The following is a 26643-nucleotide window of genomic DNA, read 5'->3' on the forward strand; positions in this document are numbered from 1 at the left end:
AGGTATAATGTTTAAAAGAAGCCAGACTAGAGTGTCTTAATGAAAAAGCTCACTATCCTGTTGTTGCTTGTTTTTTCTGTCAACGTTATTGCTTCTGTTGCTCTAAAAGATGCATGTGATACGCATCCAGGCATGTCCGATTCTTATGTCTTAGCGCTTAGTTCGCAGCCGGGGTTTTGTCAAACATATGGATATGAAGCAGGTAAACCAGAATGCATGCATTTACCTAAAAATTCCTATCAGGCAAAACATCTGACCTTACATGGTTTATGGCCCAATCAAAATGCCTGCGGACAAAGTTATGGATATTGCGGTGTAGAGCAGAAATTCAATCACTGCGCATATCCCCCATTAAATTTATCGTCCCCGGTAGCTGAGCATTTGGAAAAAATTATGCCCAGTTATCATTATGGAAGTTGTTTGGAACGCCATGAATGGAATAAACACGGTAGTTGTCAAATTTTGTCTGCAGATGAATATTTTTCACTGGCCATGCGTTTGACTGAATCAGTCGATCATTCTGTTTTGGGAAATTATTTAACGGAACATCAGGGACAAAAGGTCCCCTTAACTGTTTTGCGGAAGATGGTCGTCCAAGCATTTGGTAAAAATAATTCCGGGAAAGTTTATTTAGGTTGTAGGAATGGCATATTGGTTGATATTTATATTCAATTGCCCGCATTAATTCCTTTTGATGAACCATTAGAGGCTTTAATCGATAATGCGCCTAATTCTCAAGTGAAGGATACGTGCCCTGCCAAGGTCATGCTCTCTAATTTTAATAAAGAAAGTTGGTTTTAGTAGCTTAGGTAAGACAAGGTGCAGCCTTTGAGCGGTAGCATGTGGGGGGGTGAAATTAGTCAAGAAAACTTAAGGCTAGTTGGAAGCTTTATACGCAGTATCCAGAGGAATGCGTTCGAAAGAATCATGCAGGGTACTCGACCTTGCACATTGCAAGAACTTCCTCTAATGTAGAGGAATTATTGATACGGGAATAAAGTCTATGCTAAAGCGGTGTTATTTATTGATTCTAATTGTCTTTTTATTAGCTTCTTGCGCCCATCATGCGCCAAAAAATCAACCGCTACCTCCGCCGCAAGCACTTAAGACAAAACAGGTCAGACAAGTCTCTGCGTTTAATCAGGTTAATCTGCAAGGACAAATCAATGTCAGTTTGCATACAGGGTATAAAAAGCCCCAAGTAATTTTATCGGGTGATGCGCGGGATTTGGCGGCAATAAAAGCCGAAGTAACACAAAACACTTTGTATTTGGTTCTAGGCACTGGTTATCCCAAATTTGGTCCGGTTTATGCCGAGGTTAGAGGCCAGTTTCTTAACCGCCTGATGGCTAATGGTACGCCTTTAATCACAGGAGATAGGCTGCATACCAGCATGTTGGATGTTTACCTGGTAAATACTGGAAATGTAAGATTGGGTGGATCTATTGGCTTGCGTGTTCTGGATATAAAAGGTAAAGGGCTTGTGCAAATTAGTGGAATAACAAGCCCAAGCTTACAGATCCGTTTGCAGGAAAGTCCAAAGGTACAACTTTCGGGAATTGCCAATTTATCTAATTTAACCATGCAGGGAAATGCCTGGATCAGTTTTTATTGGGTTAAAACGGATAACTTAACGGTACGTGCGAAACAGAAAACAACGATTCAATTAGCAGGTGCGGTGAATCGACTTGATGTGGAGCTTTGGGGGAATGCACGCTTTAAAGGACGTTATTTACGTGCGCAACGCAGTTTTGTGAGAACCCATGATCATTCTGTGGCAGAGATTTCGGCGGTGAAATATCAGAGCAATTTGGCCACCGATGCCAGTGATATTTATTATTTTAATCTGCCAACCACACGAGCAGATTTTATGGCTTATAATGGTGCAGTATTGGATATGCGCGAGTGGAATCAATACCACTTGAAAGATTTTACGCGCTATAACAAGCAGTTTCCTTAAAAGTAAGTTTGGTTACGGTGCCACTGATCTTTTTTGTGTAGGCGTTACATATTGGCAGCAGATTGTAGCCTGGGTGAAGGCGCAAGCCGTAACCCGGGGAAAGTTCGGGTCAAGGAACCTGAGGGATCGTCAGTTTTTCATTTAAATTTTTCTACGTACCGCGCTTTATGCGCGGTATCCAGAACGATATTTTAAGATGCCGCGGAGCAGTTCTAGAGCAAGATCCCCTGGATACCGCGCATAAAGCGCGGTACGTAGGCGAAAAATAAAGTGCAGTACGTAGGCGGAAAATAAAGCGCGGTATGTAGGCGAAAAATAAGGCGCGGTACGTAGGCGAAAAATAAAGCGCGGTACGTAAGCGAAAAATAAAGTGCGGTACGTAGGCGAAAAATTAGTGGAGGTTTCTCAGCAAAAAACTGACGCTCCTCAGGTCAAGGGATCCCGGGTTTTGCTTCGCTTCACCCAGGCTACATATCCTTTATTTAATCCTATAACGTGAAGCCGATTACCTTGTTACTCCTGTATTCCAGTAACAAGCATCTCTTCTCCTAACAGGGGGGAAGATTTTCCCTCCAATATCCGTTGATTAATGCACTGGGCAATCATATCCAGATCATTATCTAAGGGTAAAACATGTGCTGAGTTCACTAACCAATGTATGGTCGTATTGGGTAAATGAGAGAACATTTTTTCTACCTCTTTTGAGGCAACAACGCTATCATGGGTTCCCAAAAAGAGATCAATCGGGCAGTTTGGGGTAACCCATTGATACTCATTAATTAGAGTAAACAGTTCAATCAGTGCGGGAATGGGAATCTTTCTATAGGATATTTCAGCATATGTGTTGGTGATGAGGTTGCCTGCTCTACCGCGTAGTTCGCAAAATCCAAACTTTTGCAGTGCAGTAAGAAGTTTTAGATACTGATGCGTGTTCATCTGCAATTTGAGCGCAGGGGCTAAAAGAAACATATGATTGAATGTAAAACGCGCACTTAACTGACATGCCAGTATGCCGCCGAAGGATAATCCGAGTACATCTACTTTTTGGTATTCCTTAAATAATGCGTCACATTCTTGGGAAACGCATTCAAGCGAATCATTGGCCGTAGCTTGTGCAAAAGCAGCGATACTGTCTCCATGTCCTGGTAATACCGGGCAGACTAAAGCATCATAATGATTTAATTGAGGAATGAGATAGCGATAAACAGCCGGTGAAGAAGTAAATCCGTGCAGCAGCAGTAATGCGCGATCTTGTTTTGTTCCTAGTTGCCGAATTGGTTTAAGGAGTGCAAAATCTTCCCTTTTTAAATCAAACAGTTGTTTGCCACGGCGCATAAAGCGAAAATCATTAGGATTCATAATCATTCCATATGTACGTTATATTTATAAGACCTAAGACCTCTTTCCTACTGAATATGAAAAGAACTCTGTTTTGAAAAATTATTGTAAATTATGGTCCAAAACGACTCATAAAAAAACAAATCTTGATAATATTTAGTGTATCTGAAAATATTGGATCTACGCTATCTATATTAAGGGCAATGTTTAGCATAATATGCTATCTTTAACGTAATAGGGGTAGATTATAGAGGTTAAGATTTATGAGTAATGAAAAAGATGAAATTACAAAACCAAAACCAAAACTGAAAGATCCTGATCCTGTACCCCAAAAGCCACAGGTTATTGCTCCTTCCATTGAGGAATCTAAGCAAAAAGAAACCAAAGGTGATGAAGAGGATAACAAGAATAAAGCTCAGCCAGAAGAACCTAAAAAAACTACGCCTCAAAAAGAAGGCAGTGACAAAAAGAAAGACCCACATCAGGAGTTGCTTGAAACGCTGGAGAAGCTAGTTGCAGATATTAATGGAAGTATCAACAAAGCCTTAGAAGACGGGGCCAAAAAAGGTTGGGATAAACTTAAACAAACAGAAGTAGGGCAAGCTGCGGGCCGGTTGACCGATGCAATAACTGCTAAAAAAGACGAACTAGTACAACAAGTCAAGGATAAAGCGGGCGAAAAACTGGATGCGGTCACTAAGAGTATCAGTGAGACCACAGTGGGTAAAGCGGTTGGAGAGTTTACAGATAAAATAGGTTCTTTCCCTGACATGGTCAGCAAGGGGCTTACAGATGCCATAAATAAGGCTGCAAAATCGATTGAAGATAGCATGCAAAAGAAAGGTCCTGAAAAAGACGAGACCCAGACCTTGGAAATGCAGAGTCCCAGCGGCACCAAGACTGATAAAAATGTAATGTCGGATACGAGTAGCAAACTTGAAAGTATAGATTTTGACAAGATCACAGAAAAACCACCTACACCATCTTCACCTGAGAAAGAAAAAGAACTCACGGATTCTATACAACTTAATACCTAAGAGTATGATCAACTAAAGCGAAGTTGGAACCCGGGAACTTGTGTTCGAGAACCCGGGTTTTGCTTATTAAGCGTATCGTTTTTTTAACCCAATAACTTGTGCGGTAAGCTTTCGATGCGTCCGGCTTGCGTCACGACGACATAATTTAATTTACGTTGCAGTTCGCTGATTGTATCAGCGCCAGCATAAGTAAGGCCAGATCTTAAACCACCTACTATATCCGCAATAATTGCATCGGGATTTTCTTTGAAGGGCACTTCAGTTGCTACGCCCTCGGCAGTTTTCCATTCATGCATTTGTCCCAGGAAGTTTTCTTGCGCTTCTTTGGACGCCATTCCCCGGTAACGCTTCACTTTGCTGCCATCTTTCTTTTGAATGACTTCACCAGGAGTGGGTGCGGTACCCGCCAACATCCCGCCAATCATGACAAAATCAGCACCAAAGGCCAACGCTTTGACGATATCTCCGGAGGTTCTTATTCCACCATCAGCTACAATAGAGCGGTCAGCACGCGAGCAATCCTGGATACAGGTGAGCATGGGTACGCCAAAACCGGTCTTAATGCGGGTGCTGCACACAGAACCCCCGCCAATACCGGCTTTAATGATATCAGCACCACAGGAAGCAAGGTAATCCGCACCAGCGTAAGTGGCAACATTTCCTGCCATAATGCAGCGATCAGCAAGAATATGACGTAAGCTTTTTAAGGTTTTTCCTACATATTTAGCATGGGCATGGGCTACATCAACACAGAAATAGTCAGCTCCTGCATCGCGTAATGCTTCTGCTCGTTCCAATTCAGCAGCAGTACAGCCAACTGAAACAAAAACTATATTGTGGCATTTTTTAAATTCTTCGATGTTTTCTTCAATGGACATAAAACGGTGCAAGGCGCCCATAGCCCCTTTAGAGCTCATGAAATTAGCCATATCACTTTCAGTAATAGTATCCATATTTGAGCTGATTATAGGAAGCTCGAGGGTTAATTTACTCAGTCTGTCGGTACTGGTGGTTTCTACTACTCGTCTTGATTCATGGTGATTGTACGAAGGAACAAGCAGAACGTCATCAAAAGTGATGGCATAGTCAGTCATGGTAAATCCTTAAAGTGCATAGTGTCTGTTTACATTTCTACTGTCTTGGTCAAAATGGCCTGATTTTCTGTGCTCCGCTGCTCACATACTTCGTGTATGCTGCGCTTCGGTGCTCGAAGATCAGGCCATTTTGTCTCAAGCTAGCGAAATGTAAACAGCCACCGCATTTCTACTGTCTTGGTCAAAATGGCCTGATTTTCTGTGCTCCGCTGCTCACATACTTCGTGTATGCTGCGCTTCGGTACTCGAAAATCAGGCCATTTTAACTCAAGCGAGCTAAATGTAAACAGACACTAACTATAAATGCTCCGCAGCATAAAATGCAAGTCTTGAGCGTTCACCACGAGTTAAACTCATATGTGCACTATGTTCCCAGTGTTTAAAGCGATCTACTGCAAAAGTTAAACCTGAAGTGGTTTCACTTAAGTATGGAGTATCGATTTGTTTGATATCACCGAGGCAAATAATTTTGGAGCCTGGACCTGCTCGGGTGACTAAAGTTTTTATTTGTTTGGGAGTTAGGTTTTGCGCTTCATCTATAATTATGTAGCGATTTAAAAAAGTACGCCCACGCATGAAATTTAGAGAGCGAATTTTAATTTTATTTTGTAATAAATCCTGAGTTGCGCCGCGTCCAAAGCTGCCGCCTACTTGTGAGCTGTGCAGAACTTCTAAGTTATCCATTAAAGCACCCATCCAGGGTGTCATTTTTTCTTCTTCAGTTCCGGGCAAAAAGCCAATGTCTTCACCTACAGGAATGGTCACACGTGTCATGAGAATTTCAGTGTAACGATTTTGATCCAGAACCTGGGTTAAGCCTGCAGCGATGGTGAGCAGTGTTTTTCCTGTTCCAGCCGGACCTTGCAAGCTTACAAAATCAATTTCAGGATCCATGAGTAAGTTTAAAGAAAAGTTCTGTTCACGGTTTTTGGCATGAATTCCCCATACTGAGTGTTTTGTATAGTCACGAGTTAACTGTATTACCGCATGATCGCTTTCAAGTTTTTTCACAATCGCCTGAAATTGATCATCCTCAGTACTGATGCAATCATTGGGGTTCCATTGATTGATTAAAGGTCCTGCCACCTTATAAAAAGTTTTACCACTTTCTTGCCATGATCCCATATCTTTAGCATGGGCATCCCAGAAATTATTATCAAGAATATGCAGGCCACGATGCAGCAGATTCACATCATCCAAAACCTGGTCGCTGTAATAATCTTCTGCAGGAATTCCTAGTATTCCCGCCTTGATACGCAAGTTAATGTCTTTTGACACAATAATGACTTGTTTTTTGCCCGCATATTTTTTTTGTAAACCCAAAGCAGTGGCAAGAATCGTATTATCTACTTTATGTCCCGGAAGAGTGGTAGGAACAACCAGATCGAATTCATCGGTTTGAAAAAACAGTTTGCCGCTGCACTTTTTTTTATCTGAGCTAAAGTAGTTGGGTATCGTTAATCCGGATACGATTTGTTCGTGAGACGTATTACTCATGAGTTCCACCAACATGCGGTTGGTTTGACGTACGTTGCGAGCTACTTCTGATGTACCCGTTTTATGGCTGTCTAATTCTTCCAGAACAACCATTGGCAAATAGATATCATGCTCTTCAAAATGATAAATGGCTGCAGGATCATGCATTAAAATATTGGTATCAAGTACAAACAGCTTTCCACGGGTATTGCTATTATCCATAAAATTCACCTTGTGATTAAAACGTACAGCCTGGGTGAAGGGGGGCCATACTGTCATTTAAGTTAATGACTTTTGACCTTACCCTACGTCCCGCGGCTTGTCCGCGGGATCCAGTGATATCTCTTGTTCCTGGATTCCGCGGACAAGCCGCGGAACGTAGAAGGGATACTTCACTTCACCTAGGCTACAATTATTTGATTACTCCTTTCATTCTGCTTAGGGGATGAGATTCAGTCAAGAATAAAATGGCGGTGAATGAATACAATTTTTATTTTAATGCACTGAGTACTTCGTCTACATGTCCTTTAACACTGACTTTGCGCCACTCTTTGATTAATTTTCCTTGAGGATCAATGATAAACGTGCTGCGTTCAATGCCACGAACTTGTTTGCCATACATGGATTTCATTTTAATCACTTCAAACAATTGACATAACTGTTCGTCCTGATCACTAATGAGTTCGAAAGGAAAGTTTTGCTTGGCTTTAAAATTTTCATGCGATTTTAAGCTGTCGCGGGAAACTCCAAATATCTGAGTGTTTAATTCTTGGAACTGAGGGTAGGCATCCCGAAAGTCTTGCCCTTCTGTAGTACATCCTGGAGTTGCATCTTTAGGATAAAAATAAAGAACTACATATTGTCCTCGATAATCGCTCAAACGCGCATTGAGTCCGTTCGTTGCAGTGAAAGCAAAATCGGGTACGGATTCATCGATATTCATTAATCTCTCCCTGTTTTTTTCATTATGCGCGAACGGTCTCTTTGCCATTCACGATCTTTAATGGAGTCTCGCTTATCATGCTCTTTTTTACCTTTGGCCAGCGCTATTTTTATTTTGACTTTATTTTTTTTCCAATATAAAGAAAGTGGAACTATAGTATAGCCTTGACGTTCGACGCTACCGATGAGATGGTTTAATTCTTTTTTATTCAATAATAGTTTGCGCGTACGTATTGGATCAGGAATGGAATGTGTCGAAGCGGTGATGAGTGGATTAATCTGGGCGCCAAGTAAAAAAGCCTCGCCGTATTTAATAATGACATGGGCATCGGACAGATTTATTTTTCCTGCGCGTAAACTTTTGACTTCCCAACCTTCAAGTACTAAACCCGCCTCGTATTGATCCTCAATAAAATAATTAAAGCCTGCTTTGCGGTTCAACACAATGGTTGAATCGGATGGTTTTTTATTTGTCATATTTATTCTTTGTTGCGATCATGTTTGTAATCCAGTGGTAATTGAGGATAGACTCGATTTAATTGATCATCAACTGCTACTCGGTTATCAAAAACAAAACATTGCCCTTCCCAGAGCGATTCTTCTTTGGGCATTTGTTCAATATAATTGAGAATGCCATCATACAAATGATAGACATTTTCGAAACCCAGTTCTTTTAAATAAGCAGTGGATTTCTCACAGCGTATCCCACCCGTACAAAACATTGCAATTTTTTTATCTTTTTTATCAAGTAAATGCTCGCGCACATACTCCGGAAAATCTCTAAAGTTTTCAGTACTGGGATTGACCGCATTTTTGAATGTACCTAATTCAAATTCATAATCATTACGGGTATCGATTAACACCACGTCGGGATCTTGAATTAATTCATTCCATTCTTCAGGGCTTAAATAGGTTCCTACTGATTTTAAAGGGTCAACATTTTTTATGCCCATGGTTACAATTTCTTTGCGAAGTTTGACTTTAGATTTTTCAAATGGGTTTTCATCATCAAAAGTTTCTTTAAACTTTAAATCTGCCAAACGTTCATCCTGACGAATGAATTGATAAAACAGATCCATTTGCTCACGGGTCCCGGCAAAACTTCCATTGATTCCCTCAGAGGCTAATATGATGGTCCCTTTAATTTTGATTTCATGCATTTTTGCAAGCAAAGGCTCACGCATTGTTTCAAAATTTTCTAAAGAAACAAATTTATAAAATGCCGCAATCACTATTTTTTCCATTGTACTACCTGAAAGAGAAACAAAAATATTCGGCAAAAATTACCATTTACACAGAATTTAATCAATAGGCTTCAATTAAATGCATTCTAGTTTCGTGCCTTGTTTGATGAGACACTAGTTTAAAGATGAAGCAAAATTAACTAAATGCGTTGACAAAAACTAACCAGCGATCATACTGTTATATACCAAAGCTATCTGTGCTTTCATTCGCGGCTTTATTTTATAAGGAGATAATATGGCCCATTACATCCGGAAGTTGCGTTGGTTCTTAATCCTTTGTTTATTTGTCCCCTCTATGAGTTTCGCCGCTACTCCTGTAAAGTCTATGGTGGTTTTTGGCGACAGTTTGTCTGATACAGGGAATACAACCCACTTACTGAAAAGTTTACGTCAAGAAGAAGATCCCGCTTTTTTAGTGGCCCCCTTTAAAGTATTTGTTCTCAATAAGATGGTTGAGTTTGCCGAAGAATATTATGTGCCACAAATGGTTTTGGATTCAGGTATCGCCATAGTTACTGACTTTTTTGATAATCAATTGGCACCCTATATTGCCAATTTGGTTAGTAAAATAAAATTAGTTCCTGTATTACCTGGAAAACCTTATTGGAATGCCCGTTTCTCCAATGGTCAGGTATGGAATGAATATTTAGCAAAAATGCTTTCTATTGCCCCTGAGGATGAGGAGGTTTATTTAAACCGCGCATTTGGGGGTAGCTGGACAGCAACTTATGATTATCAACTCACGGTGTGGAATTTGATTCGTCATCCATTAGGAACAATCAAAAATCTAATTGTGGGTAAGTTGGTTCCTCCGAGTCTTGGTTTAACTGTTCAAGCTTATTTATTAGAGCATCCCGCTTTAAGTAAGGAAACCGTGTTTTTTATTTTCTCAGGTAGTAATGATTACATTAATGTCTTGTTCTTTGAAGACAATTACAACACGGAAGTAATGAGTACCTATGTTGATAATGTTTTATCCGGTGCAGGTTCTGCTGTGATGAAATTAATGAAAGCCGGTGCCCGTCGCTTTGTAATCATGGGGCTGCCCCATATAGGAGACACACCTCGCGCGGTGCAAACCACGGATAGGGAAGTTTTGAATAATGCGATTGATATGCACAACGATCGACTTCGAAATCGTATGCAGGAATGGGCAAAAATTTACCCTGATGCGAATTTTCTCTATATCGACATGAGCGAATATTTTGAACGTGCTTTAAGGAATCCGGAAACTTATGGATTTACTAACACTACGGAAGCGTGTATTGATGTGAAACTTCCTATGTACGACGCATTCCGTAGTTCGCCTTTTGCTAACAACTATGTATTACGTTATGCACAAGTACTTCAATATAGAGACGCAAGCTTTGCTGCAGGAGACAAGAACTATCAAGTATGTGATACTCCGGAAAGTTATTTATTCTGGGATGAAATTCATCCGAGTACACGTGCCCATGGATTGCTTGCCTTTGAGGTGTGCAAAGCTATGAAATACCATGGATATGATGTAATGTGTCAAAATCCTATAGAGTAAATAGAGTTGTGAGTTGCTAAGAGTTTTTCCAGTATAGCCTGGGTGAAAGCACTGCTGTAGCCCGGGTTTTCTTTTTGCAGAACTTCTCAATTGATCTCTGCGCCCTTCTCTTAGCATTTAATTTTAAGAGGAGCAATTTGCGACATTGTCTTCTTTAGCTCACATCACGGAACATGTTAGTGATTTATAAATGTTTATGGCATAATTGCCGTTTTTTTATTGATATATCGTTCATGTGCGGTTGTTGAAATGAGGAGCAGGGTATGTGTGGGATTATTGGAGCTGTGTCTGAAAGGGATATCAGTAAAATTTTACTGGAAGGATTACGTCGTTTGGAATATAGAGGTTATGATTCTGCTGGTATTGCTGTAATCGATAATGATGAACTTTTACAACGCGTGCGAATCCAGGGTAAGGTACAAAATTTAGCTGATGCCATGCAAGAAACAGCTATTGCTGGAAATACTGGCATTGCCCATACGAGATGGGCGACACATGGCAAGCCTTCAGAGCAAAATGCTCATCCTCACCTATCCCATGGACAAATTGCATTGGTACATAATGGAATTATTGAAAATCATGAAACCTTGCGCAATGAGTTAGTAATGAAAGGGTATCAGTTTACCTCTGAAACAGATACTGAAGTAGCGGCCCATTTAATTCATCACTACCATCTCCAGAGTGAAAACTTACTTGAAGCAGTACAAACTGCAGCTGCAAAAATGGAAGGTGCTTTCGCTTTAGGCGTTATCCATCAACAAAGGCCAATGGAGCTTGTTGCTATTCGTAAAGGGAGTCCTTTAGTTCTTGGTTTAGGTATAGGTGAGAATTTTATCGCTTCTGATGGATTGGCATTAAAATCTTTTGCACAATCAGTGATTTATTTAGAAGAAGGTGACAGTGCTTCTATTACCTCAGAAAATATAACAATTTATGATTCATCCAAATCATTTGTTGAGCGGCCTCTCCACCCTTTAACGAGCGATGCTGAAACTGTGAGTAAAGGTCCTTACCGACATTTTATGCTCAAGGAAATTTTCGAACAATCTAAAGTGCTGGCTGATACCTTAGAAGGTCGTGTGAATAGTCTTGAGGTGCTTAAATCCAGTTTTGGAGAGCGTGCTTCCAAAATATTCCCTCTAGTAAAGCAAATTCACATTGTTGCTTGCGGTACCAGTTATCACGCCGGAATGATTGCTAAATATTGGTTAGAATCATTGGCTGGATTACCAACCCAGGTTGAAATTGCGAGTGAATATCGTTATCGCGATGTAGTTGTACCCAAAGATACTTTATTTATCACTGTTTCCCAATCAGGTGAGACAGCAGATACTCTTGCTGCCTTGCAAAAAGCAAAAGATATGGGGTATTTGGCCAGTTTGGCTATTTGTAATGTAGCAACAAGTACTTTGGTCAGAGAGGCGGACTGTGTTTTTTTAACACGCGCTGGAGTGGAAATTGGCGTGGCGTCTACTAAGGCATTTACTACTCAACTGGCTGCTTTTTTAATGTTAGCTGCCGCGCTTTGCCATGATAATCGGGCAAATGAAGTTTTAAAGCAATTGCAAGAACTGCCTGCATGTTGTGAACGTGCTTTAAAGATGAACGAGGAAATCGAAGACCTTGCTTCCCTTTTTGTTAATAAAGCACATGCTCTATTTTTAGGGCGAGGCGTACAATACCCAGTCGCTCTGGAAGGCGCTTTGAAATTAAAGGAAATTTCCTATATTCATGCTGAAGCACATCCTTCTGGGGAATTGAAACATGGTCCTTTGGCCCTGGTTGATGAAAACATGCCTGTTGTTGCTGTTGCACCCAATGATGAATTATTGGATAAATTAAAATCTAATTTGCATGAGGTAAGTGCCCGAGGGGGGCAGTTATTTGTTTTTGTCGATGATACCCAAAGTTGGCGCGCAAATGGAGCACGTTTGATTAAAGTTCCTTACTGTGGTTTGTGGGTTGCTCCAATCATTTACACGATTCCTTTACAATTGTTGGCTTATCATGTTGCTGTTGTAAAAGGTACAGATGTTGATCAGCCACGTAATCTTGCCAAATCAGTGACTGTTGAGTAATAATGTGGCGGTTTTTTTAACGACTCACCCTTCGCATGGTACAGAAGTGGCGCGACTTTAGGATAAAAACGTGTAACCTGAAGGCATCACTCAGGTTCAATGATATGCTCTATTTCCGGGTTACGGCTGTGCCTTCACCCAGGGTTCAATTCCTGTAGGTTTAGGGTGAGATAATCCATTGTTATATATTTATGTTTTACGGGGATGTAAATGACTCAAGAGATGTCGAGATTAGCTGCAATTATTGCGCAAGAGCTTAAAGTTAAACCAGCGCAGGTAGAAGCAGCCATTCGTCTGCTCAATGAAGGGGCAACAATTCCTTTCATTGCTCGTTATCGCAAGGAAGCTACTGAAGGACTAGATGATATAAAACTACGTTTTATTGATGAACGCGTACTTTATTTGCGGGAATTGGATGAGCGTCGTGTTGTCGTTTTGCAGTCTATCCGAGAGCAAGAGAAACTCACTCCAGAGCTTGAGAAGAGTATTTTAGCAGCAGACACTAAAACGCGTCTTGAAGATTTATATTTGCCCTTCAGACCAAAGCGTCGTACCAAGGCGCAACTTGCGATAGAAGCAGGTTTAGACCCATTAGCCCAGAGACTTTGGAACAACCCTGAGCTGGATCCTGAAGAACAAGCAGTTCAATTTATTAATCCTGATGCTGGGGTTGAGGATGCAAAAGCAGCCTTAGAAGGTGCGCGCCATATATTAATGGAGCATTTTGCTGAAGATGCTGATTTGATTAATGAACTACGGGAATATTTGTGGCAGCACGGTATCGTCAAGTCAACAGGCAGCTCCAAGAAAAAAGAAACCGTGAATAAGTTTTCAGATTACTTTGATTATTCTGAGGCAATTAAGAAAATTCCTTCACATCGTGCTTTGGCTTTGTTCCGCGGACGTCGAGAAAGTGTTTTACAAGTGAGCCTTACTTTACCTGAGCATGATTTATCATATGGTGAAAATAAATTAGCTGCTCATTTCAATATTATTGATAAACAAAGAAAAGCGGACAATTGGTTACTCGAAACACTACGTCTGACTTGGAAAATAAAATTATTTACAAAGTTGGAGCTGGAGTTGCTCACTCGTTTACGTGAAATTGCAGACGAAGAAGCAATAAAAGTATTTTCCAGAAATTTACGCGATTTATTACTTGCCGCACCTGCAGGCCCACAAATTACCATTGGACTTGATCCAGGAATTAGAACTGGGGTTAAAGTGGTGGTGGTTGATGCAACGGGCAAGTTACTGGATTACACGGTTATTTTTCCCTTCGCTCCACAAAACGAATGGCATCAAGCGATTACTGATTTGGCTAAATTGGCAGCAAAATATCAAGTTAATTTGTTCAGTATAGGTAATGGAACAGGTTCTCGCGAAACAGAACGCTTGGTTACTGATTTAATAAAAATGTATCCTGATTTAAAACTGACTAAGGTCATTGTGAGTGAAGCAGGTGCATCTGTTTATTCCGCTTCAGAGATTGCCTCTCAGGAATTCCCTGATTTGGATGTTACTTTAAGAGGAGCTGTTTCTATCGCACGTCGACTCCAAGATCCGCTTGCCGAATTAGTCAAAATCGAAGCCAAATCTATTGGTGTAGGACAATACCAGCATGATGTGAATCAAGCTCGCTTAGCTCGTTGTCTTGATGGTGTTGTAGAAGATTGTGTGAATGCTGTAGGTGTTGATGTAAATACCGCTTCAGCGGCGTTGTTATCACATATTTCTGGTCTTAATGAAGCTCTGGCCAAAAATATTGTGCTTTATCGCGATGAACATGGTGCATTTAAAAACCGGATGGAATTAAAAAGCGTAAATCGCATGGGTGAAAAAGCATTTCAACAGGCAGCAGGTTTTTTACGTATCATGAATGGAGACAATCCTCTTGATGCTTCTTGTGTTCATCCAGAAGCTTATCCTTTAGTTGAAAAGATTATTGCGGATAAGAAAATTGATATTAAGAAACTGATCGGCAATAAAGAAATATTGCATAGTGTGAATGCAGAGGCTTTTATAGATGATCAATTTGGTTTGCCTACTATAAGAGATGTGCTGCGTGAATTGGAAAAACCGGGCCGTGATCCCAGACCGGAATTTAAAACAGCACAATTCAAGGAAGGTGTTGAGGACATCGGACATTTACATGAAGGAATGATCCTTGAAGGTGTCGTCAGTAATGTGACTAATTTTGGTGCTTTTGTGGATATTGGAGTGCATCAGGATGGATTGGTACATATTTCAGCAATGACTAACAAATTTATTTCTGATCCACGTACGATAGTAAAGGCCGGTGATATCGTGACGGTCAAGGTTATTGAAGTGGATAAGGAAAGAAAGCGCATTGGTTTAAGCATGAAACTAGAAGATGAGCCTGCGAATCAACCAATAAAAAAACCAGCAAAAACATCTGAAATGAAAAAGCCACCTCAGGTTAAAAAAACGGAGTATAAGAAAAAACCTGAAGCCAAAAAAGTTGAGCCGGTTAAAAAGACCGTATTTAATACCGCAATGGCAGATGCATTGGCTAAGTTAAAACGTAATTAAAAAACGGTATTGTTTGTTGCGAGCAGAAACAAACCTAAAAAGATTATAGTCTACGTACCGCGCTTCATGCGCGGTATCCAAGACGATAACTTTGAGATGTCCATGAGTATTCCTTTTAAAGCAAAATCTCTAGATACCGCGCATAAGCGCAGTATGGAGGCTGAAAATGCGAAAAACTTTTGTTGAACCTTTTGGACTTAGGTTTTCAATAGGAAAAAATAACTAGCTTCCCAAGCGGGGTTTCGCTGCGCTGCAGCTATATAACAACAGTATGGTGGATAATAATGATCAATACTCCAAAAGGAGAACTCACTATCCAGACTCTAGCAATGCCGGCAGATACCAATGCCAATGGCGATATATTTGGTGGATGGATAGTGTCGCAAATGGATTTGGCTGCAGGTATATTGGCAAAAAAATTAGCATTGGGACGAGTAGCTACAGTGGCCATACACTCCATGAGTTTTTTAAAGGCAGTCCATGTAGGTGATCTTGTTAGTTGTTATGTCACTTTGATAAAACAAGGTAACACGTCCATGACATTTACTGTTGAGGTATGGGCACATCCTGCCACCCAAAATGAAGCGTATCAAGTTACTGAGGGCGTTTTTGTATTTGTTGCCATTGATGAAGAAGGTAGGCCAAGACAGGTTCCTAAAAAAATATGACCAGTAATTCGCCAGAACTGCATCGCTTACTTACTGAAATGGCTACCCTAATTGAACAAAATGCGGAGCCAGATCCTCAGTTATATACTTTATTTTTCCAACAACCTGAACTTGCTTTTAAGTTAACCGAGATCATCAGTAACTTAGAAGAAAATCTGGATGAAGGTCTTTCAGTTTATTCAGCTTGTGTTTTTGCTTTAGATATTTGTGTCGCGCAATTGCAAGGTGCGGCAGAGTCTAATAATAAAGTTACTGCAAAAACATTAGTTCAATTGATGAATCATTTAGCCGAAATGATCAATTTGCGCAAACATACACTGAGTTTTTGGCTGCCGGTGTTAAATTCCTTTTATGAATCACATGTTGAATTGACTGAAGATCTAAAAAATGCCTATTACGAACTTGCCAGTGATGAGGAAGAGCTGATTCCTGAAGGCGAACCTATATCACATTTAGATGCAATTCGGGATTTAATACACGAATTATCTGATCTAAATGTTTTTGAAATCGCCGAAAATTTTTTCGCTCAAAGTTATGCAATGCCAGCTGACTTCTTTGTCGATCTTATGGCTGATTTATACAACATTGAAGAAGGTGCAGATATTGGCTTACTTATTTTATTGCATCCTAAGGCAGAGGTTCGTGAAATTGCTGTTCACACGCTGGATCAAATTATACGAGTAGTTACGCTTTCTTCTATCTCCCTTTCACGGTTGCAGACAATCAAGTATTGGTATCCAAAACAATATCATGAACTGTTTGATTCATGGATAAAAATCCAACGCAAACGAGGGGTTGTGTTTGCACCAGAACCTGAAGTAGCTAAAGTAGTCATTCGAGCGACAGAAGTAGATGGTACGGGTTCGCAAGGGGTTTTTCTTCATGTGCGTAAACATAGGAAAAATAGGCTTTGTGGCTTGTTATTAAAGTATGAGTTAGGTCTTAAAGATGCATGGATAACGCCTTCACTTTCAGTAAAAGATGTCAAGAATTATTATACTCAGGCTTTTGATGAAAATGTGACCTTGCGTGAGGTGGATCTTTCTTATTTTACAATGATGGTAGAACATTTCTTGGAAGTTACAATAAAAAAAGGTGAGACTCCTAATGTCCAGTTTTTAGAAATCCAGGAACTACTGGGGGTACGTTTGCGGCCTGTAAAGCTGGATGTAGACTATCTTTTTGAACAACTAAGCATACAAGTTACACCATTTACGCAAGAAGTGATTTCCGCATCCTTGCGACGTACAAAATCCTGGCTCAAAACCAAATCCTTTACTGAGTCCTGGTATTTGGAAAATCCTTTAATCGATAAAATAGTCAACCATAACAGCAGTTTTGTCGACGGGATTAGGGTATGTCGTATGGAGGAGGCCATGGAGGCTGTATTTTCTGAAGAAATGGAATTGCATCGTGACAAATGGGAATTTCATTTTTTATGGGTTTCTTTATGGATGAAAGCCAAGGAAAAACGAAATGAAAAAATGTGGCGCGATAGTTTTCTCATTGCTTATACCATTCATGAAGGTACACCTTTGAAAGAGATTCCTGTGATGCAGGAAATTTGTCGGCAGACGGTGATTAATAGTGTAGAAACCATGCAAGAGAGACGCACACATTTGAGTCAAGAGTGAGAGAAACCATGTTTACCGGTATTATTGAAAAAAAAGGTACTGTGATGAGTAACAGTAACCATGATGGTGCAAATCGGTTGGTTATTTCATCTGCTTTTAATCAATTGCAAATAGGGGAAAGTATTGCTGTAAACGGAGTATGTTTAACTTTATTACCCTTGGAAGACACAAAATTAAGTTTTGATGTTTCCCCCGAAACGCTGAGTAGGACTACTTTGGGGGGACTAAGAGTAGGTGATGAAGTGAATTTGGAACGGGCCATGCTGGCATCGACGCGTTTTGGTGGTCATTATGTAAGCGGGCATGTAGATGCGATTGCTCAAATTCATTCTATAAAGCACATTAATGAGTTTGTTGAAGTCGAGTTAAGTGGTTTTGATGCAAACGCAATGTTGTATTTAATACCTAAAGGGAGTATTACTGTTGAAGGGGTAAGCTTAACGATTAATTCAGTTGTGAATCAAAGCGTTAGATTAATGCTTGTTCCACACACATTACTTAATACTACCCTGAGCTTTTTAAAATATGGGCAAAAGGTTAATATTGAATTTGATTATTTAACACGTATTGTTGCCCATCAATTGCAAGTTGCTGGAAAGATACACAATCAAGTCCCGTTATGAATTAAGGAGTAGTTCATGACAAAACATTTAACATCCCGATGGCATCATCTTTTTATTGCCACAATTTTTATCGGGATTGTTTCTGGTTTTGGAGGGATGTTTTTAGCCATATTATTGCATTTTATTCAACACTTAGCCTATGAACATACCGTACTTCCTATTCTGGGAAATGAGCATTTTCTTGAAGTGGTTACTGGTTCAACTGCACCAAGGAGAGTAGTCGCTCTTCTTTTGTGTGGTTTCATTGCGGGTTTTGGCTGGTGGGCAGTTTTTCGTTATGGTAGTCCTTTAGTAAGTATTGCTAATGCAATTAAATCACCAAGGCCGTACATGCCGATAAAAACTACTTTGGTCCATGTACTACTCCAGATTATTACTGTTGCCTTAGGTTCTCCTATGGGACGGGAAGTGGCTCCTCGCGAATGTGCCGCTACTTTTGCATGTTGGTTTACTAATAAAATGAAGCTGCATCCTAAAGAAAGTCAAATACTTGTAGCGTGTGCTGCAGGAGCGGGATTGGCGGCAGTCTATAATGTTCCTTTTGGCGGCGCTTTATTTACTCTAGAAGTTCTGCTTAGCTCTTTTCATTGGTTTGCAGTAATTCCAGCAATTACTACGTCCGCGATAGCGGTGGTTATTTCCTGGATTGGTCTTGGTAATCAGTCTTTATATCATATTCCTACTTTAATACTTGATTCCCCAATAGTCATTTGGGCTATTCTTTCTGGCCCCATTTTTGGTTTTTCTGCTTATTGGTTTAAAGTGATTACGAATAGGGCCCAAAGCCGAGCACCACGAAATTGGAAAATAATCATATCGTGTTTGTTTAATTTTTTCATTATTGGTTTATTAGCGATTTATTTTCCAGAGATAATAGGAAATGGGCGTTCTGCAGCTCAATTAGGATTTGACGGTAATATGTTAGGACTTGGAATTGCTGTTGTCGTCTTAATACTTAGAATTTTAATTGTCTGTACCAGTGTACAAGCTGGTGCCTCAGGCGGGCTTCTGACTCCTTCGCTTGCAAACGGCGCTTTAATGGCTGTCGTTTTAGGTATTCTCTGGAGTTATTTGTGGCCAGGTGCCTCTGTATCTATATCTGCTTTTGCCGTTATTGGAGGAGCAGCCTTTCTGGCTGCAGCTCAAAAAATGCCAATCACCGCAATTGTTTTGATCATTGAATTTACAGGGATCAATTTTAGCTTTTTCATTCCGATACTTTTTGCGGTTGCTGGATCAGTAAGCATGTTTAAATATTGTGACATGAAACATTTGGTTACTCTTATAAGTCGATAATTAAAACACTTGCCCTCTTAATACGTTCTTCAGTAACGCTACACTTTCTTTATACTTTGAGTCAAAACACTTCCATTTGAAAAATTAGGCATTATTCTTTTTCCTAGATCAAAATCTTTTCCACTGCGCAAATATATAGTCTTTTTTATGTTATCAGGAGTTGGTTGTTCTATTTTAGAAAAAATGCTTTTTAATAAAAAATCTAATGGCAAAGTCGCTAGATCATAACCCGGCTCATTAAAAGGGCTTTTTACCACAAAAAAAGCACTATAATTCTTGATAATATTCTCTGGTGTAAATTTATAGTTTAGTCTGATATCCGGTTCTTCTATTCGAGAACCATGATCACCGTGGATTACAATAATACTATTTTTAGTATTTTCATTTATCTCCAACGTTTTTAAAAATGTTCCAATTAATTTGTGTGTGCACTCCAATTGATCAAAATATGCCTTTGTCTTATTTTGACTTTCGCCAATATATTCACAATTTTTATTAAATACATAAGGAGCATGCGGCAAGAGTAAGTGAATAAAATAAGCATTATTTATTTGTACCGACTTTGCTAATTTCTCAACCTCGTTAAACGCTTGGTAAGTGGCTGTAGATGGAGTCAATATACTTTGATTTTCCGATTGTGGTAAATGAAGCATAGACCAGATTTTACTTTTCTTAAGTTTGGAAAAATCAAATCGCAATTTAGAAAATACTTGCTCCAATATTGCAATAGACTTTGTGCTAGAGCGAAGCGCAGGATTTACAGGTACAGGAGCGGTATGTTTATAAGTTATACAGTTTGCCAAATTAAAGTTTTCACTTTTTGCACACAAATCTAAATAGGAGCTTTGTATAACGTTGATATCATATCCCTTGTTTGAAAGAGTTTCAAAAAGTGCATTTTGGGTGAGAATATGCCTATCTTCCTCATAGTTATGTAGAATATAATCTTTTAAGTCATCAATGGGTTTGAAATTTAAAAAACTTGCAAATGAAGCGATAGAGCGAAAATCTCGGCTATAAGCTTTACCATATACTCTAAAACCTAGCTTGATATATTTATCCTTTAACACAGAGGCAAGATTATTCTGATCGTCTTTAGGAGATATTCCCTCCAGGCCAATATGCTCATCTAAAACAACTTCAATATAAGGAGGAAGTTTCAAATTTGCATGATTTTTTGTTTGACTAAAATTGTGTACTGTCACTAAAGGATGTTTGGAAATAAAAAAGCTTCCTACCCATAGTGTTCCAAAAAAGACAAACAATAGTTTGTCTAAATAATGACGTAAGCAATAGAAAATGCAAGCAATAAAAATTGCAGCCAAGAGTATTATATAACGGTATTTTAATCCATAAGGTAAAGCAGGAAAACTTTTTATTTGACTTATTATAAAAAAAAGCACAAGAAGCGTTGCAGCTAAAATTCGGATGTACACATTCGAAAAAACCATGATGCATCCGGGTATAAGACTTATTAGTATTAATATAAAATAACTAAATAATGCTTCGGAGCTTAGTATATTTATACTATTATCCGCTAAAAATGCGGTGAGTAAGGCTGTTAAAAAGAAAGTGGTTATGAATAAATAGCGCCAGTTTTTATATAAGGTATCTAACATTTATTTTTCTCATTGGGATAAAAGTGTTTCATTTCTATGTTCTAGTATTGTCCTATTCTGGCCAAAAAGTAATGCACTTAATTTAAACAGCAATTAAAAACGAGGGAGGTATCTTAACATATCCGGTAACAACTTTGTTGGGCTAAATATTTCAAAATTAATTAACCTACCCAGTCTACTCAAGGTTCTAGTAAAATAAAGCCAACCCATGCATAATAAGAGGCCCCCCTTAATTATGTACAAATTTATTTTCTGCAATTTGACACCAGATTGATATAAGTAGTGGCGGTGCTTACGGATATTATAATGTCATACAATTTATTGGATAATTTATGTTTCACGTCATAGTCCAAGTATTCTTTTTTACGATTTTTTTTCTTATTGCATTCCTAAGCGTACTTCCTTGGAGAGCATTATTTCATATTGTTGATACGGGCCGCAATAATGAACAATCCCTGGAAGGATTAAGAGGAATGGCTGCTTTGGCTGTAGTAGCATGTCATGTTAATCAATTTTTATTGTCTTACTTGCATATACCTGGAATTCCTCTTACAGGTAACCGAATAGGAGGACTTGGTGTTCAAATGTTTTTTGCTTTGACCGCCTATTTATTTACTAAAAAAGCCCTTCAAGGTGGAATTAATCCTGCAGTTTTTTATAAAAAACGTATTCTTAGAATTGTTCCTCTTTATATTTTCTTGTCCGTATGTACCATTTTATTAAGTTTGCATTACATGGGAACTCCTGTATTTATTTGGGATACTTTTATCCGATGTATCAATGTCCTAAGTTTCGGTTTCATTGGTCACAATACTGATTTGTATTTACCTAATTATGATCTCCTCGTTTTCCAAAAATACAATGCAATGGAATTGATTGGAATTGCATGGTCATTAAGCTATGAGTGGAGGTTTTATTTAGTTTTACCTGTCTTATACTATATATCTTTATACTCGACCAATAAGAGAATCGCCATACTGATTATTGTAATTATTTTGGCAATGCGCGATTTTTACATTTACAGTTCGTCTAAAGTGGTTTGGCCGTTTTTTATTGGGGGTAGTATTGCTGCTTTAATAGTACATTATTCTCCTAATCTTTCTGTTAATATCAAGTTATCGAAATTTTTCTCTTGTCTTTCATTGCCTTTGTTAATAGGCTCAATTTTTACCCCAGATGTTTATAATTACAAACATTTCCTTTTAACAAGTTCTCTTTTTATTTGTATTGTTTTAGGAAAGCCCAAACTATTGCAATCTAAAGCCTTAGTCGCATTAGGACAAATTAGCTATAGCCTTTATCTAATGCAATACTTAGTATTAAAACTGGTGAATAATGCAGTGTATCCTAATATTTTATATTCTGATCTTGTCCCTAAATTTTTAGTGAGCTTTTTAATGATAGGGCTTCTTATTCCAATCGCCTCATGTACTTATAAGTTTATTGAGCTACCAGGGATGCAGGGAGCATTTTTTAAACAATTCAATTTTGCCTTAAAGAAAGTTAAAAGATCATACTCTATACAAAGACAGTAGATTTCTGCCCAGAAAAATAAGGCATTGGATTATTTTAATATCTTAAAAGCACTTTTCTAGAGGAGTAAAATAAGCTGCCGCAGGTTTTTTCCCATAGACAGACAGCATAGGTGGCTCATTCTAAATCTCAAATATCAATGACAAGAATAATTTGATATGTCGAGAGTTACCTGATTATCTTCTTTTCATTAAAAAAATTGTCCGGCACGTTTCTAAAACAGGACATTCTTCTAAGATAAGGTAATAGCGTAAAAAGTATTTTTTAAATGAGTTGATCTCATATTGTGGAAAAATATCCTCTCTACTTGCTAAAAGACGCTGAACTTGAGAATCCTCTTTAGGGACAAACTCAATAATTAAATACTCACCTAAATTGGAAAAATACTCTGCAATACGCTCTAAAGGTACATTATTGGATATAGCTAAGTGATGTATAAGTGCTAATGCCATCACTAAATCAGCATTTGCTCTTTCTTGTAATCCGCCTCGCTCATTTTGTTCCCAGCCTAATGCAGGGCTTGGATTGGTTAAATCTTGTATGAGGGGTAAGAGAAGTCCACTCTTATCTTTTTTTACTTTTTGATAATTCGTTTCCACTGCAACTGGGTCGATATCGAAGCATATAGCATGTGCGCCCAAGCTTGAGGCGATTCGGCTATAATAACCATTATTACCTCCCAGATCCCAAACCAATTTTGCCTGAGTTTGTGCAATAAATCGTTCGATAATCTTGGCCTTATGCTTTGTTGCCGCATCAGAGTAATTCGTCTGATTATAGTAGTCTCCCCATTCTGTTTTAATAGGGGACCATTCTAATTTTTTAATTAATGAGTTCAGGTTCTCCAATAAGCCTAATAAACCTAATTTTGTTATTTTACGTTTGCTAATTTTAACAGTACTGATATCGCCATATTTCTGCTGTAATTTTGCATGCGCATGGATATGAGCAAATATAGAAGGAGAAAACTTACTTTTAAAAGGCAACATCTGGCTAGCGAAGTCAAGAGGGATGCCATCAATATACTGTTTCATCGATATGCCAAGTCGAATATCCACTTTTGCCATGAGCAACAAGGGAGCTAAAAAATGCTTACAAAATTGGTTGTAAGCGCTCCAAGGAGTCCCTTCCTCATAGAGTGTAAAAGAACCTGTATCAATGAAAATCGGCTTACCCTGATGAAACTGAATATTATAAGCACTTGCATCCTTTAGAATCATCCCATATTGAATGGCAATTTTTGCAACTGCAAGCGTCAACAACGCCGCATCTTTAAACTGTGAAAAAGACCATTCATAACAATAAGAAATGAATGCAATTTTATCGGGCTTTAAAACAACTAATGCGTGCTCATCTAAGGCAAAATCAATTGAAACTTCACGGTGTGGAATAAGATAGTTCAGTGACTGGAGTTTATCATAAAGTCCTGATTGCATTAATTGTTGGTAATCAGAGTATCCTGACTGATTAATTTGACGATAAATCTCATGGTTTATTTTATAAACCTGATTACCGGGATCGCGGAACGATGATTTATGCGCATTTTTTTTATAAACCTGCTCACTGCAATTATTCACCATCATTTGCATCTTTAGCTTTTTCCCTTTTTGAAAATAACTTTGCCTTCAGCTTATGCCAATATGTTTTTAGTATAAAAATCCCTCCAGCGATTGCGGCGATGGTTGACTGAATAAATAAACTGCCTGTTCCTGGATCTAAATATGCATAGGCATCAGTAAACCAGATGAGAAATGAGAATGCTAAAATAAATTGCATACTATGCACCTTTAATAAATCTTAATAAAATACGTAATGGTAACATCAAACCCATTATAAATCTTTAATTTTATTTTTCGCTGTTAGACCATCAGGCCCCTAATTTTTAGACCATACGGTACGATTGATGTAATCGATATAACTTAATACAATCCTAACTACCTGTTTCGATACGGCCCCTCTATCCTGGTAATCAGAAACTACAGGGATTATGCGCTGTGTGGAATCGTTTTGACTGGTGACTACGCGTACCGCATCCAAAACCTTGTCTTTTTTTAATCCACTCATAATCAATGTTCCAGCGTCCATTCCTTCCGGCCGCTCATGTGCATAACGAATCATTACTGCGGGTAAATTCAGCAGGGAAGATTCCTCAGTAATCGTGCCGCTATCGGACAAGATACAAAAAGCATTCATTTGTAACTTAATGTAATCAAGAAAGCCAAAAGGTTTAACAAAACGAATTAATTCATGATCCCTATAGTCACTAAAAGCCTCTAAGCGTTTCTGTGTGCGTGGATGGGTGGAAACAATAATTGGATATCTATAGGTTTCAGCAAGTGTTTTTAGGGTTTCAAGAAGATCATGTAAGTTTTCCGGAGTATCTACATTTTCCTCTCGATGTGCGCTCACAATAAAATATTTATTTTCTGTTAAACGCTCACGAACTAAAACATCTGAAGCCAGAATTTTGGACTTATAATGCTCCAATACCTCGTGCATATGGGAGCCGGTTTTAATTATAGTTTCTGGTCTGATGCCTTCAGAAATCAGATAACGGCGGGCATGTTCAGTCAAGACCATATTGATATCACTTAAATGATCAAGAACTTTTCGATTTAATTCCTCGGGAACTCGCTGATCAAAACAACGATTACCTGCTTCCATATGAAAGACGGGTATTTTTTTTCTTTTGGCAGCAATTACTGCCAAGCAGGTATTGGTATCCCCATAAAACAATACAGCATCGGGATTTTCTGCTGCTAACACATCATCTGCTTTAGAGATGACATCAGCAATTGCTTTGGCTGCAGTTTCACCTGTGACTCCCAAGAAATAATCTGGCTTACGTATTTCAAGGTCCTCAAAAAATATTTGATTTAATTCATAATCATAATTTTGACCTGAGTGAACTAATATGTGCTGAACTTGATTATCCAATTCTGCAATAACCCGACTCATTTTGATTAATTCAGGCCGTGTACCGACTATACTCATTACCTTTATCATAGAAGTTCATTCCTAACATAATCGAGCTGTAATAGCAGTTTCTTTATACCTTCTACATCCAATCTCTCAGTATTATGAGACGTGTAATCATCCGATTCAGAAATATGCTCTTCGCCTTCAACAAAGTATTTCTTATAATTCAAATCGCGATTATCAGCAGGGATGCGATAATAACGTTGTAAATCTTCTGCTTTGGCCATTTCTTCTCGTGAAACTAATGACTCATAAAGCTTTTCGCCATGGCGTGTACCAATAATCTTTATCGGCTTATCGTAATTAAATAATTCTTTTAATGCCTGAGCGAGCTCGCCGATTGTGGAAGCGGGTGATTTTTGTACAAAAATATCGCCTTGTTGGGCATATTGAAATGCATACAATACTAAATCCACAGAGTCTTCGAGTGACATCAGAAAACGAGTCATATTCGCATCAGTAATGGTTAAAGGTTCTCTGGATTTTATCTGATTAATAAAAAGAGGAATGACAGAGCCTCTGGACGCCATTACATTACCATAGCGGGTTGCACAAATGAGGGGGCCTGAGTCAGGTATCATCCGCGATTTCGCAATCATAATTTTTTCTGCAATTGCCTTGGACATTCCCATTGCATTAATTGGATATACTGCTTTATCTGTACTCAAAACCACCACACGTTTTACGCCATTTGCAATCGCTGAGTTTAGAACATTCTCAGTTCCAAGGACATTCGTTTTAACTGCTTCCATGGGGTAAAATTCACAAGAAGGAACCTGTTTTAATGCTGCAGCATGAAATATATAATCTACCCCTGCTGTCGCATGTCTCAAACTTTCATAATCACGTACATCACCAAGATAAAATTTGACTTTATCGTTGGATAAAGCAATGCGCATATCTTCTTGTTTTTTTTCATCTCGGCTAAAAACGCGAATTTCTTTTACATTTGTATCCAGGAAACGCTTAAGTACAGTATGCCCAAACGAACCCGTTCCCCCAGTAATCATTAATATTTTATTGTCAAACATGAGA

22 protein-coding genes are annotated in these 26643 nt (G+C 38.8%); 11 read left to right on the forward strand and 11 right to left on the reverse strand.

The features are described from left to right. The first annotated feature begins 39 nt into the window (after positions 1-39). Both FOLKNPGA_RS00705 and FOLKNPGA_RS00710 read left to right on the forward strand, forming a co-directional pair. Positions 40-801, forward strand: coding sequence for a ribonuclease T (locus FOLKNPGA_RS00705; protein ID WP_182351289.1), 762 nt, complete (start codon positions 40-42; stop codon positions 799-801). Between the two features lie 202 nt (positions 802-1003). Beyond that, on the forward strand, positions 1004-1960 hold the full coding sequence (locus FOLKNPGA_RS00710) for a GIN domain-containing protein (protein WP_182351290.1): 957 nt from the start codon (positions 1004-1006) through the stop codon (positions 1958-1960). 513 nt (positions 1961-2473) lie between these two features. Here FOLKNPGA_RS00710 and FOLKNPGA_RS00715 read toward each other — a convergent pair. Further along, positions 2474-3319, reverse strand: coding sequence for a carboxylesterase (locus tag FOLKNPGA_RS00715; protein WP_182351291.1), 846 nt, complete (start codon positions 3317-3319; stop codon positions 2474-2476). Positions 3320-3561: 242 nt separating this feature from the next. Between FOLKNPGA_RS00715 and FOLKNPGA_RS00720 the strand changes: the two genes are divergently transcribed. Continuing rightward, positions 3562-4335 carry a hypothetical protein gene (locus FOLKNPGA_RS00720; RefSeq protein ID WP_182351292.1) on the forward strand — a complete coding sequence of 258 codons (774 nt, stop codon included), beginning with the start codon at positions 3562-3564 and terminating at the stop codon, positions 4333-4335. Positions 4336-4418: 83 nt separating this feature from the next. On the opposite strand, the gene FOLKNPGA_RS00725 is transcribed toward FOLKNPGA_RS00720, so the two are convergent. The 5 genes from FOLKNPGA_RS00725 to FOLKNPGA_RS00745 all read right to left on the reverse strand — a co-directional run bounded on the left by FOLKNPGA_RS00725 (position 4419) and on the right by FOLKNPGA_RS00745 (position 9091). Further along, a complete protein-coding gene (locus FOLKNPGA_RS00725) occupies positions 4419-5429 on the reverse strand; it encodes a guanosine monophosphate reductase (RefSeq protein WP_182351293.1) in 1011 nt (336 codons plus the stop codon). Positions 5430-5726: 297 nt separating this feature from the next. Then, the gene (locus FOLKNPGA_RS00730; RefSeq protein WP_182351294.1) at positions 5727-7127 is read right to left on the reverse strand and encodes a PhoH family protein; all 1401 of its coding nucleotides are present in this window, start codon (positions 7125-7127) and stop codon (positions 5727-5729) included. Between the two features lie 268 nt (positions 7128-7395). Then, positions 7396-7848 (reverse strand): peroxiredoxin, encoded by a 453-nt coding sequence (locus FOLKNPGA_RS00735; RefSeq protein ID WP_182351295.1) that lies wholly within the window; start codon positions 7846-7848, stop codon positions 7396-7398. Then, the gene (smpB, locus tag FOLKNPGA_RS00740; protein ID WP_182351296.1) at positions 7848-8324 is read right to left on the reverse strand and encodes an SsrA-binding protein SmpB; all 477 of its coding nucleotides are present in this window, start codon (positions 8322-8324) and stop codon (positions 7848-7850) included. Before smpB ends, FOLKNPGA_RS00735 begins: the two co-directional genes overlap by 1 nt. Before the next feature lie 2 nt (positions 8325-8326). Continuing rightward, on the reverse strand, positions 8327-9091 hold the full coding sequence (locus tag FOLKNPGA_RS00745) for a rhodanese-related sulfurtransferase (RefSeq protein WP_182351297.1): 765 nt from the start codon (positions 9089-9091) through the stop codon (positions 8327-8329). Positions 9092-9326: 235 nt separating this feature from the next. Here FOLKNPGA_RS00745 and plaC point away from each other — a divergent pair, with 235 nt between their 5' ends. The 7 genes from plaC (at position 9327) to FOLKNPGA_RS00780 (ending at position 19477) form a co-directional block, all read left to right on the forward strand. Next, positions 9327-10625: a lysophospholipase/glycerophospholipid:cholesterol acyltransferase PlaC gene (gene plaC / locus FOLKNPGA_RS00750; protein ID WP_182351298.1), complete on the forward strand. Its 1299-nt coding sequence runs from the start codon at positions 9327-9329 to the stop codon at positions 10623-10625. 263 nt (positions 10626-10888) lie between these two features. Then, entirely contained in the window at positions 10889-12703 is a 1815-nt protein-coding gene (gene glmS, locus FOLKNPGA_RS00755) for a glutamine--fructose-6-phosphate transaminase (isomerizing) (RefSeq protein ID WP_182351299.1), read from the forward strand. 210 nt (positions 12704-12913) lie between these two features. Next, complete coding sequence (locus FOLKNPGA_RS00760) at positions 12914-15256, forward strand: Tex family protein (protein ID WP_182351300.1); 2343 nt, start codon at positions 12914-12916, stop codon at positions 15254-15256. Between the two features lie 284 nt (positions 15257-15540). Next, positions 15541-15924, forward strand: a complete 384-nt coding sequence (locus tag FOLKNPGA_RS00765; RefSeq protein ID WP_182351301.1) for an acyl-CoA thioesterase — start codon at positions 15541-15543, stop codon at positions 15922-15924. Beyond that, on the forward strand, positions 15921-17558 hold the full coding sequence (locus FOLKNPGA_RS00770) for a hypothetical protein (protein WP_182351302.1): 1638 nt from the start codon (positions 15921-15923) through the stop codon (positions 17556-17558). The genes FOLKNPGA_RS00765 and FOLKNPGA_RS00770 overlap by 4 nt, the downstream gene beginning before the upstream one ends. Positions 17559-17566: 8 nt before the next feature. Continuing rightward, positions 17567-18181 (forward strand): riboflavin synthase, encoded by a 615-nt coding sequence (gene ribE, locus FOLKNPGA_RS00775; protein ID WP_182351303.1) that lies wholly within the window; start codon positions 17567-17569, stop codon positions 18179-18181. Between the two features lie 15 nt (positions 18182-18196). Continuing rightward, positions 18197-19477: a chloride channel protein gene (locus tag FOLKNPGA_RS00780; protein ID WP_182351304.1), complete on the forward strand. Its 1281-nt coding sequence runs from the start codon at positions 18197-18199 to the stop codon at positions 19475-19477. A 38-nt stretch (positions 19478-19515) separates the two neighbouring features. On the opposite strand, the gene FOLKNPGA_RS00785 is transcribed toward FOLKNPGA_RS00780, so the two are convergent. Then, on the reverse strand, positions 19516-21096 hold the full coding sequence (locus tag FOLKNPGA_RS00785; RefSeq protein ID WP_182351305.1) for a sulfatase-like hydrolase/transferase: 1581 nt from the start codon (positions 21094-21096) through the stop codon (positions 19516-19518). Positions 21097-21428: 332 nt separating this feature from the next. Here FOLKNPGA_RS00785 and FOLKNPGA_RS00790 point away from each other — a divergent pair, with 332 nt between their 5' ends. Further along, entirely contained in the window at positions 21429-22631 is a 1203-nt protein-coding gene (locus tag FOLKNPGA_RS00790; RefSeq protein WP_182351306.1) for an acyltransferase, read from the forward strand. 174 nt (positions 22632-22805) lie between these two features. On the opposite strand, the gene FOLKNPGA_RS00795 is transcribed toward FOLKNPGA_RS00790, so the two are convergent. The 4 genes from FOLKNPGA_RS00795 to FOLKNPGA_RS00810 form a co-directional block, all read right to left on the reverse strand. Then, positions 22806-24212: an SAM-dependent methyltransferase gene (locus FOLKNPGA_RS00795; RefSeq protein ID WP_182351307.1), complete on the reverse strand. Its 1407-nt coding sequence runs from the start codon at positions 24210-24212 to the stop codon at positions 22806-22808. Then, positions 24199-24405, reverse strand: coding sequence for a hypothetical protein (locus FOLKNPGA_RS00800; RefSeq protein ID WP_182351308.1), 207 nt, complete (start codon positions 24403-24405; stop codon positions 24199-24201). The genes FOLKNPGA_RS00795 and FOLKNPGA_RS00800 overlap by 14 nt, the downstream gene beginning before the upstream one ends. A gap of 99 nt (positions 24406-24504) precedes the next feature. After that, entirely contained in the window at positions 24505-25635 is a 1131-nt protein-coding gene (gene wecB / locus FOLKNPGA_RS00805) for a non-hydrolyzing UDP-N-acetylglucosamine 2-epimerase (RefSeq protein WP_182351309.1), read from the reverse strand. Continuing rightward, positions 25632-26639 carry a polysaccharide biosynthesis protein gene (locus FOLKNPGA_RS00810; protein ID WP_182351310.1) on the reverse strand — a complete coding sequence of 336 codons (1008 nt, stop codon included), beginning with the start codon at positions 26637-26639 and terminating at the stop codon, positions 25632-25634. Before FOLKNPGA_RS00810 ends, wecB begins: the two co-directional genes overlap by 4 nt. Between the last annotated feature and the right edge of the window lie 4 nt (positions 26640-26643).

The organism is Legionella sp. PC1000 (assembly GCF_014109805.1).
Lineage (GTDB): Bacteria > Pseudomonadota > Gammaproteobacteria > Legionellales > Legionellaceae > Legionella > Legionella resiliens.

What these genes read in the sequence shown, in the direction of transcription:
- FOLKNPGA_RS00705 (WP_182351289.1), top strand. Translation starts at nt 40, where the DNA reads ATGAAAAAGCTCACTATCCTGTTGTTGCTTGTTTTTTCTGTCAACGTT.
- FOLKNPGA_RS00710 (WP_182351290.1), top strand. Translation starts at nt 1,004, where the DNA reads ATGCTAAAGCGGTGTTATTTATTGATTCTAATTGTCTTTTTATTAGCT.
- FOLKNPGA_RS00715 (WP_182351291.1), bottom strand. Translation starts at nt 3,319, where the DNA reads ATGAATCCTAATGATTTTCGCTTTATGCGCCGTGGCAAACAACTGTTT.
- FOLKNPGA_RS00720 (WP_182351292.1), top strand. Translation starts at nt 3,562, where the DNA reads ATGAGTAATGAAAAAGATGAAATTACAAAACCAAAACCAAAACTGAAA.
- FOLKNPGA_RS00725 (WP_182351293.1), bottom strand. Translation starts at nt 5,429, where the DNA reads ATGACTGACTATGCCATCACTTTTGATGACGTTCTGCTTGTTCCTTCG.
- FOLKNPGA_RS00730 (WP_182351294.1), bottom strand. Translation starts at nt 7,127, where the DNA reads ATGGATAATAGCAATACCCGTGGAAAGCTGTTTGTACTTGATACCAAT.
- FOLKNPGA_RS00735 (WP_182351295.1), bottom strand. Translation starts at nt 7,848, where the DNA reads ATGAATATCGATGAATCCGTACCCGATTTTGCTTTCACTGCAACGAAC.
- smpB (WP_182351296.1), bottom strand. Translation starts at nt 8,324, where the DNA reads ATGACAAATAAAAAACCATCCGATTCAACCATTGTGTTGAACCGCAAA.
- FOLKNPGA_RS00745 (WP_182351297.1), bottom strand. Translation starts at nt 9,091, where the DNA reads ATGGAAAAAATAGTGATTGCGGCATTTTATAAATTTGTTTCTTTAGAA.
- plaC (WP_182351298.1), top strand. Translation starts at nt 9,327, where the DNA reads ATGGCCCATTACATCCGGAAGTTGCGTTGGTTCTTAATCCTTTGTTTA.
- glmS (WP_182351299.1), top strand. Translation starts at nt 10,889, where the DNA reads ATGTGTGGGATTATTGGAGCTGTGTCTGAAAGGGATATCAGTAAAATT.
- FOLKNPGA_RS00760 (WP_182351300.1), top strand. Translation starts at nt 12,914, where the DNA reads ATGACTCAAGAGATGTCGAGATTAGCTGCAATTATTGCGCAAGAGCTT.
- FOLKNPGA_RS00765 (WP_182351301.1), top strand. Translation starts at nt 15,541, where the DNA reads ATGATCAATACTCCAAAAGGAGAACTCACTATCCAGACTCTAGCAATG.
- FOLKNPGA_RS00770 (WP_182351302.1), top strand. Translation starts at nt 15,921, where the DNA reads ATGACCAGTAATTCGCCAGAACTGCATCGCTTACTTACTGAAATGGCT.
- ribE (WP_182351303.1), top strand. Translation starts at nt 17,567, where the DNA reads ATGTTTACCGGTATTATTGAAAAAAAAGGTACTGTGATGAGTAACAGT.
- FOLKNPGA_RS00780 (WP_182351304.1), top strand. Translation starts at nt 18,197, where the DNA reads ATGACAAAACATTTAACATCCCGATGGCATCATCTTTTTATTGCCACA.
- FOLKNPGA_RS00785 (WP_182351305.1), bottom strand. Translation starts at nt 21,096, where the DNA reads ATGTTAGATACCTTATATAAAAACTGGCGCTATTTATTCATAACCACT.
- FOLKNPGA_RS00790 (WP_182351306.1), top strand. Translation starts at nt 21,429, where the DNA reads ATGTTTCACGTCATAGTCCAAGTATTCTTTTTTACGATTTTTTTTCTT.
- FOLKNPGA_RS00795 (WP_182351307.1), bottom strand. Translation starts at nt 24,212, where the DNA reads ATGATGGTGAATAATTGCAGTGAGCAGGTTTATAAAAAAAATGCGCAT.
- FOLKNPGA_RS00800 (WP_182351308.1), bottom strand. Translation starts at nt 24,405, where the DNA reads ATGCAATTTATTTTAGCATTCTCATTTCTCATCTGGTTTACTGATGCC.
- wecB (WP_182351309.1), bottom strand. Translation starts at nt 25,635, where the DNA reads ATGATAAAGGTAATGAGTATAGTCGGTACACGGCCTGAATTAATCAAA.
- FOLKNPGA_RS00810 (WP_182351310.1), bottom strand. Translation starts at nt 26,639, where the DNA reads ATGTTTGACAATAAAATATTAATGATTACTGGGGGAACGGGTTCGTTT.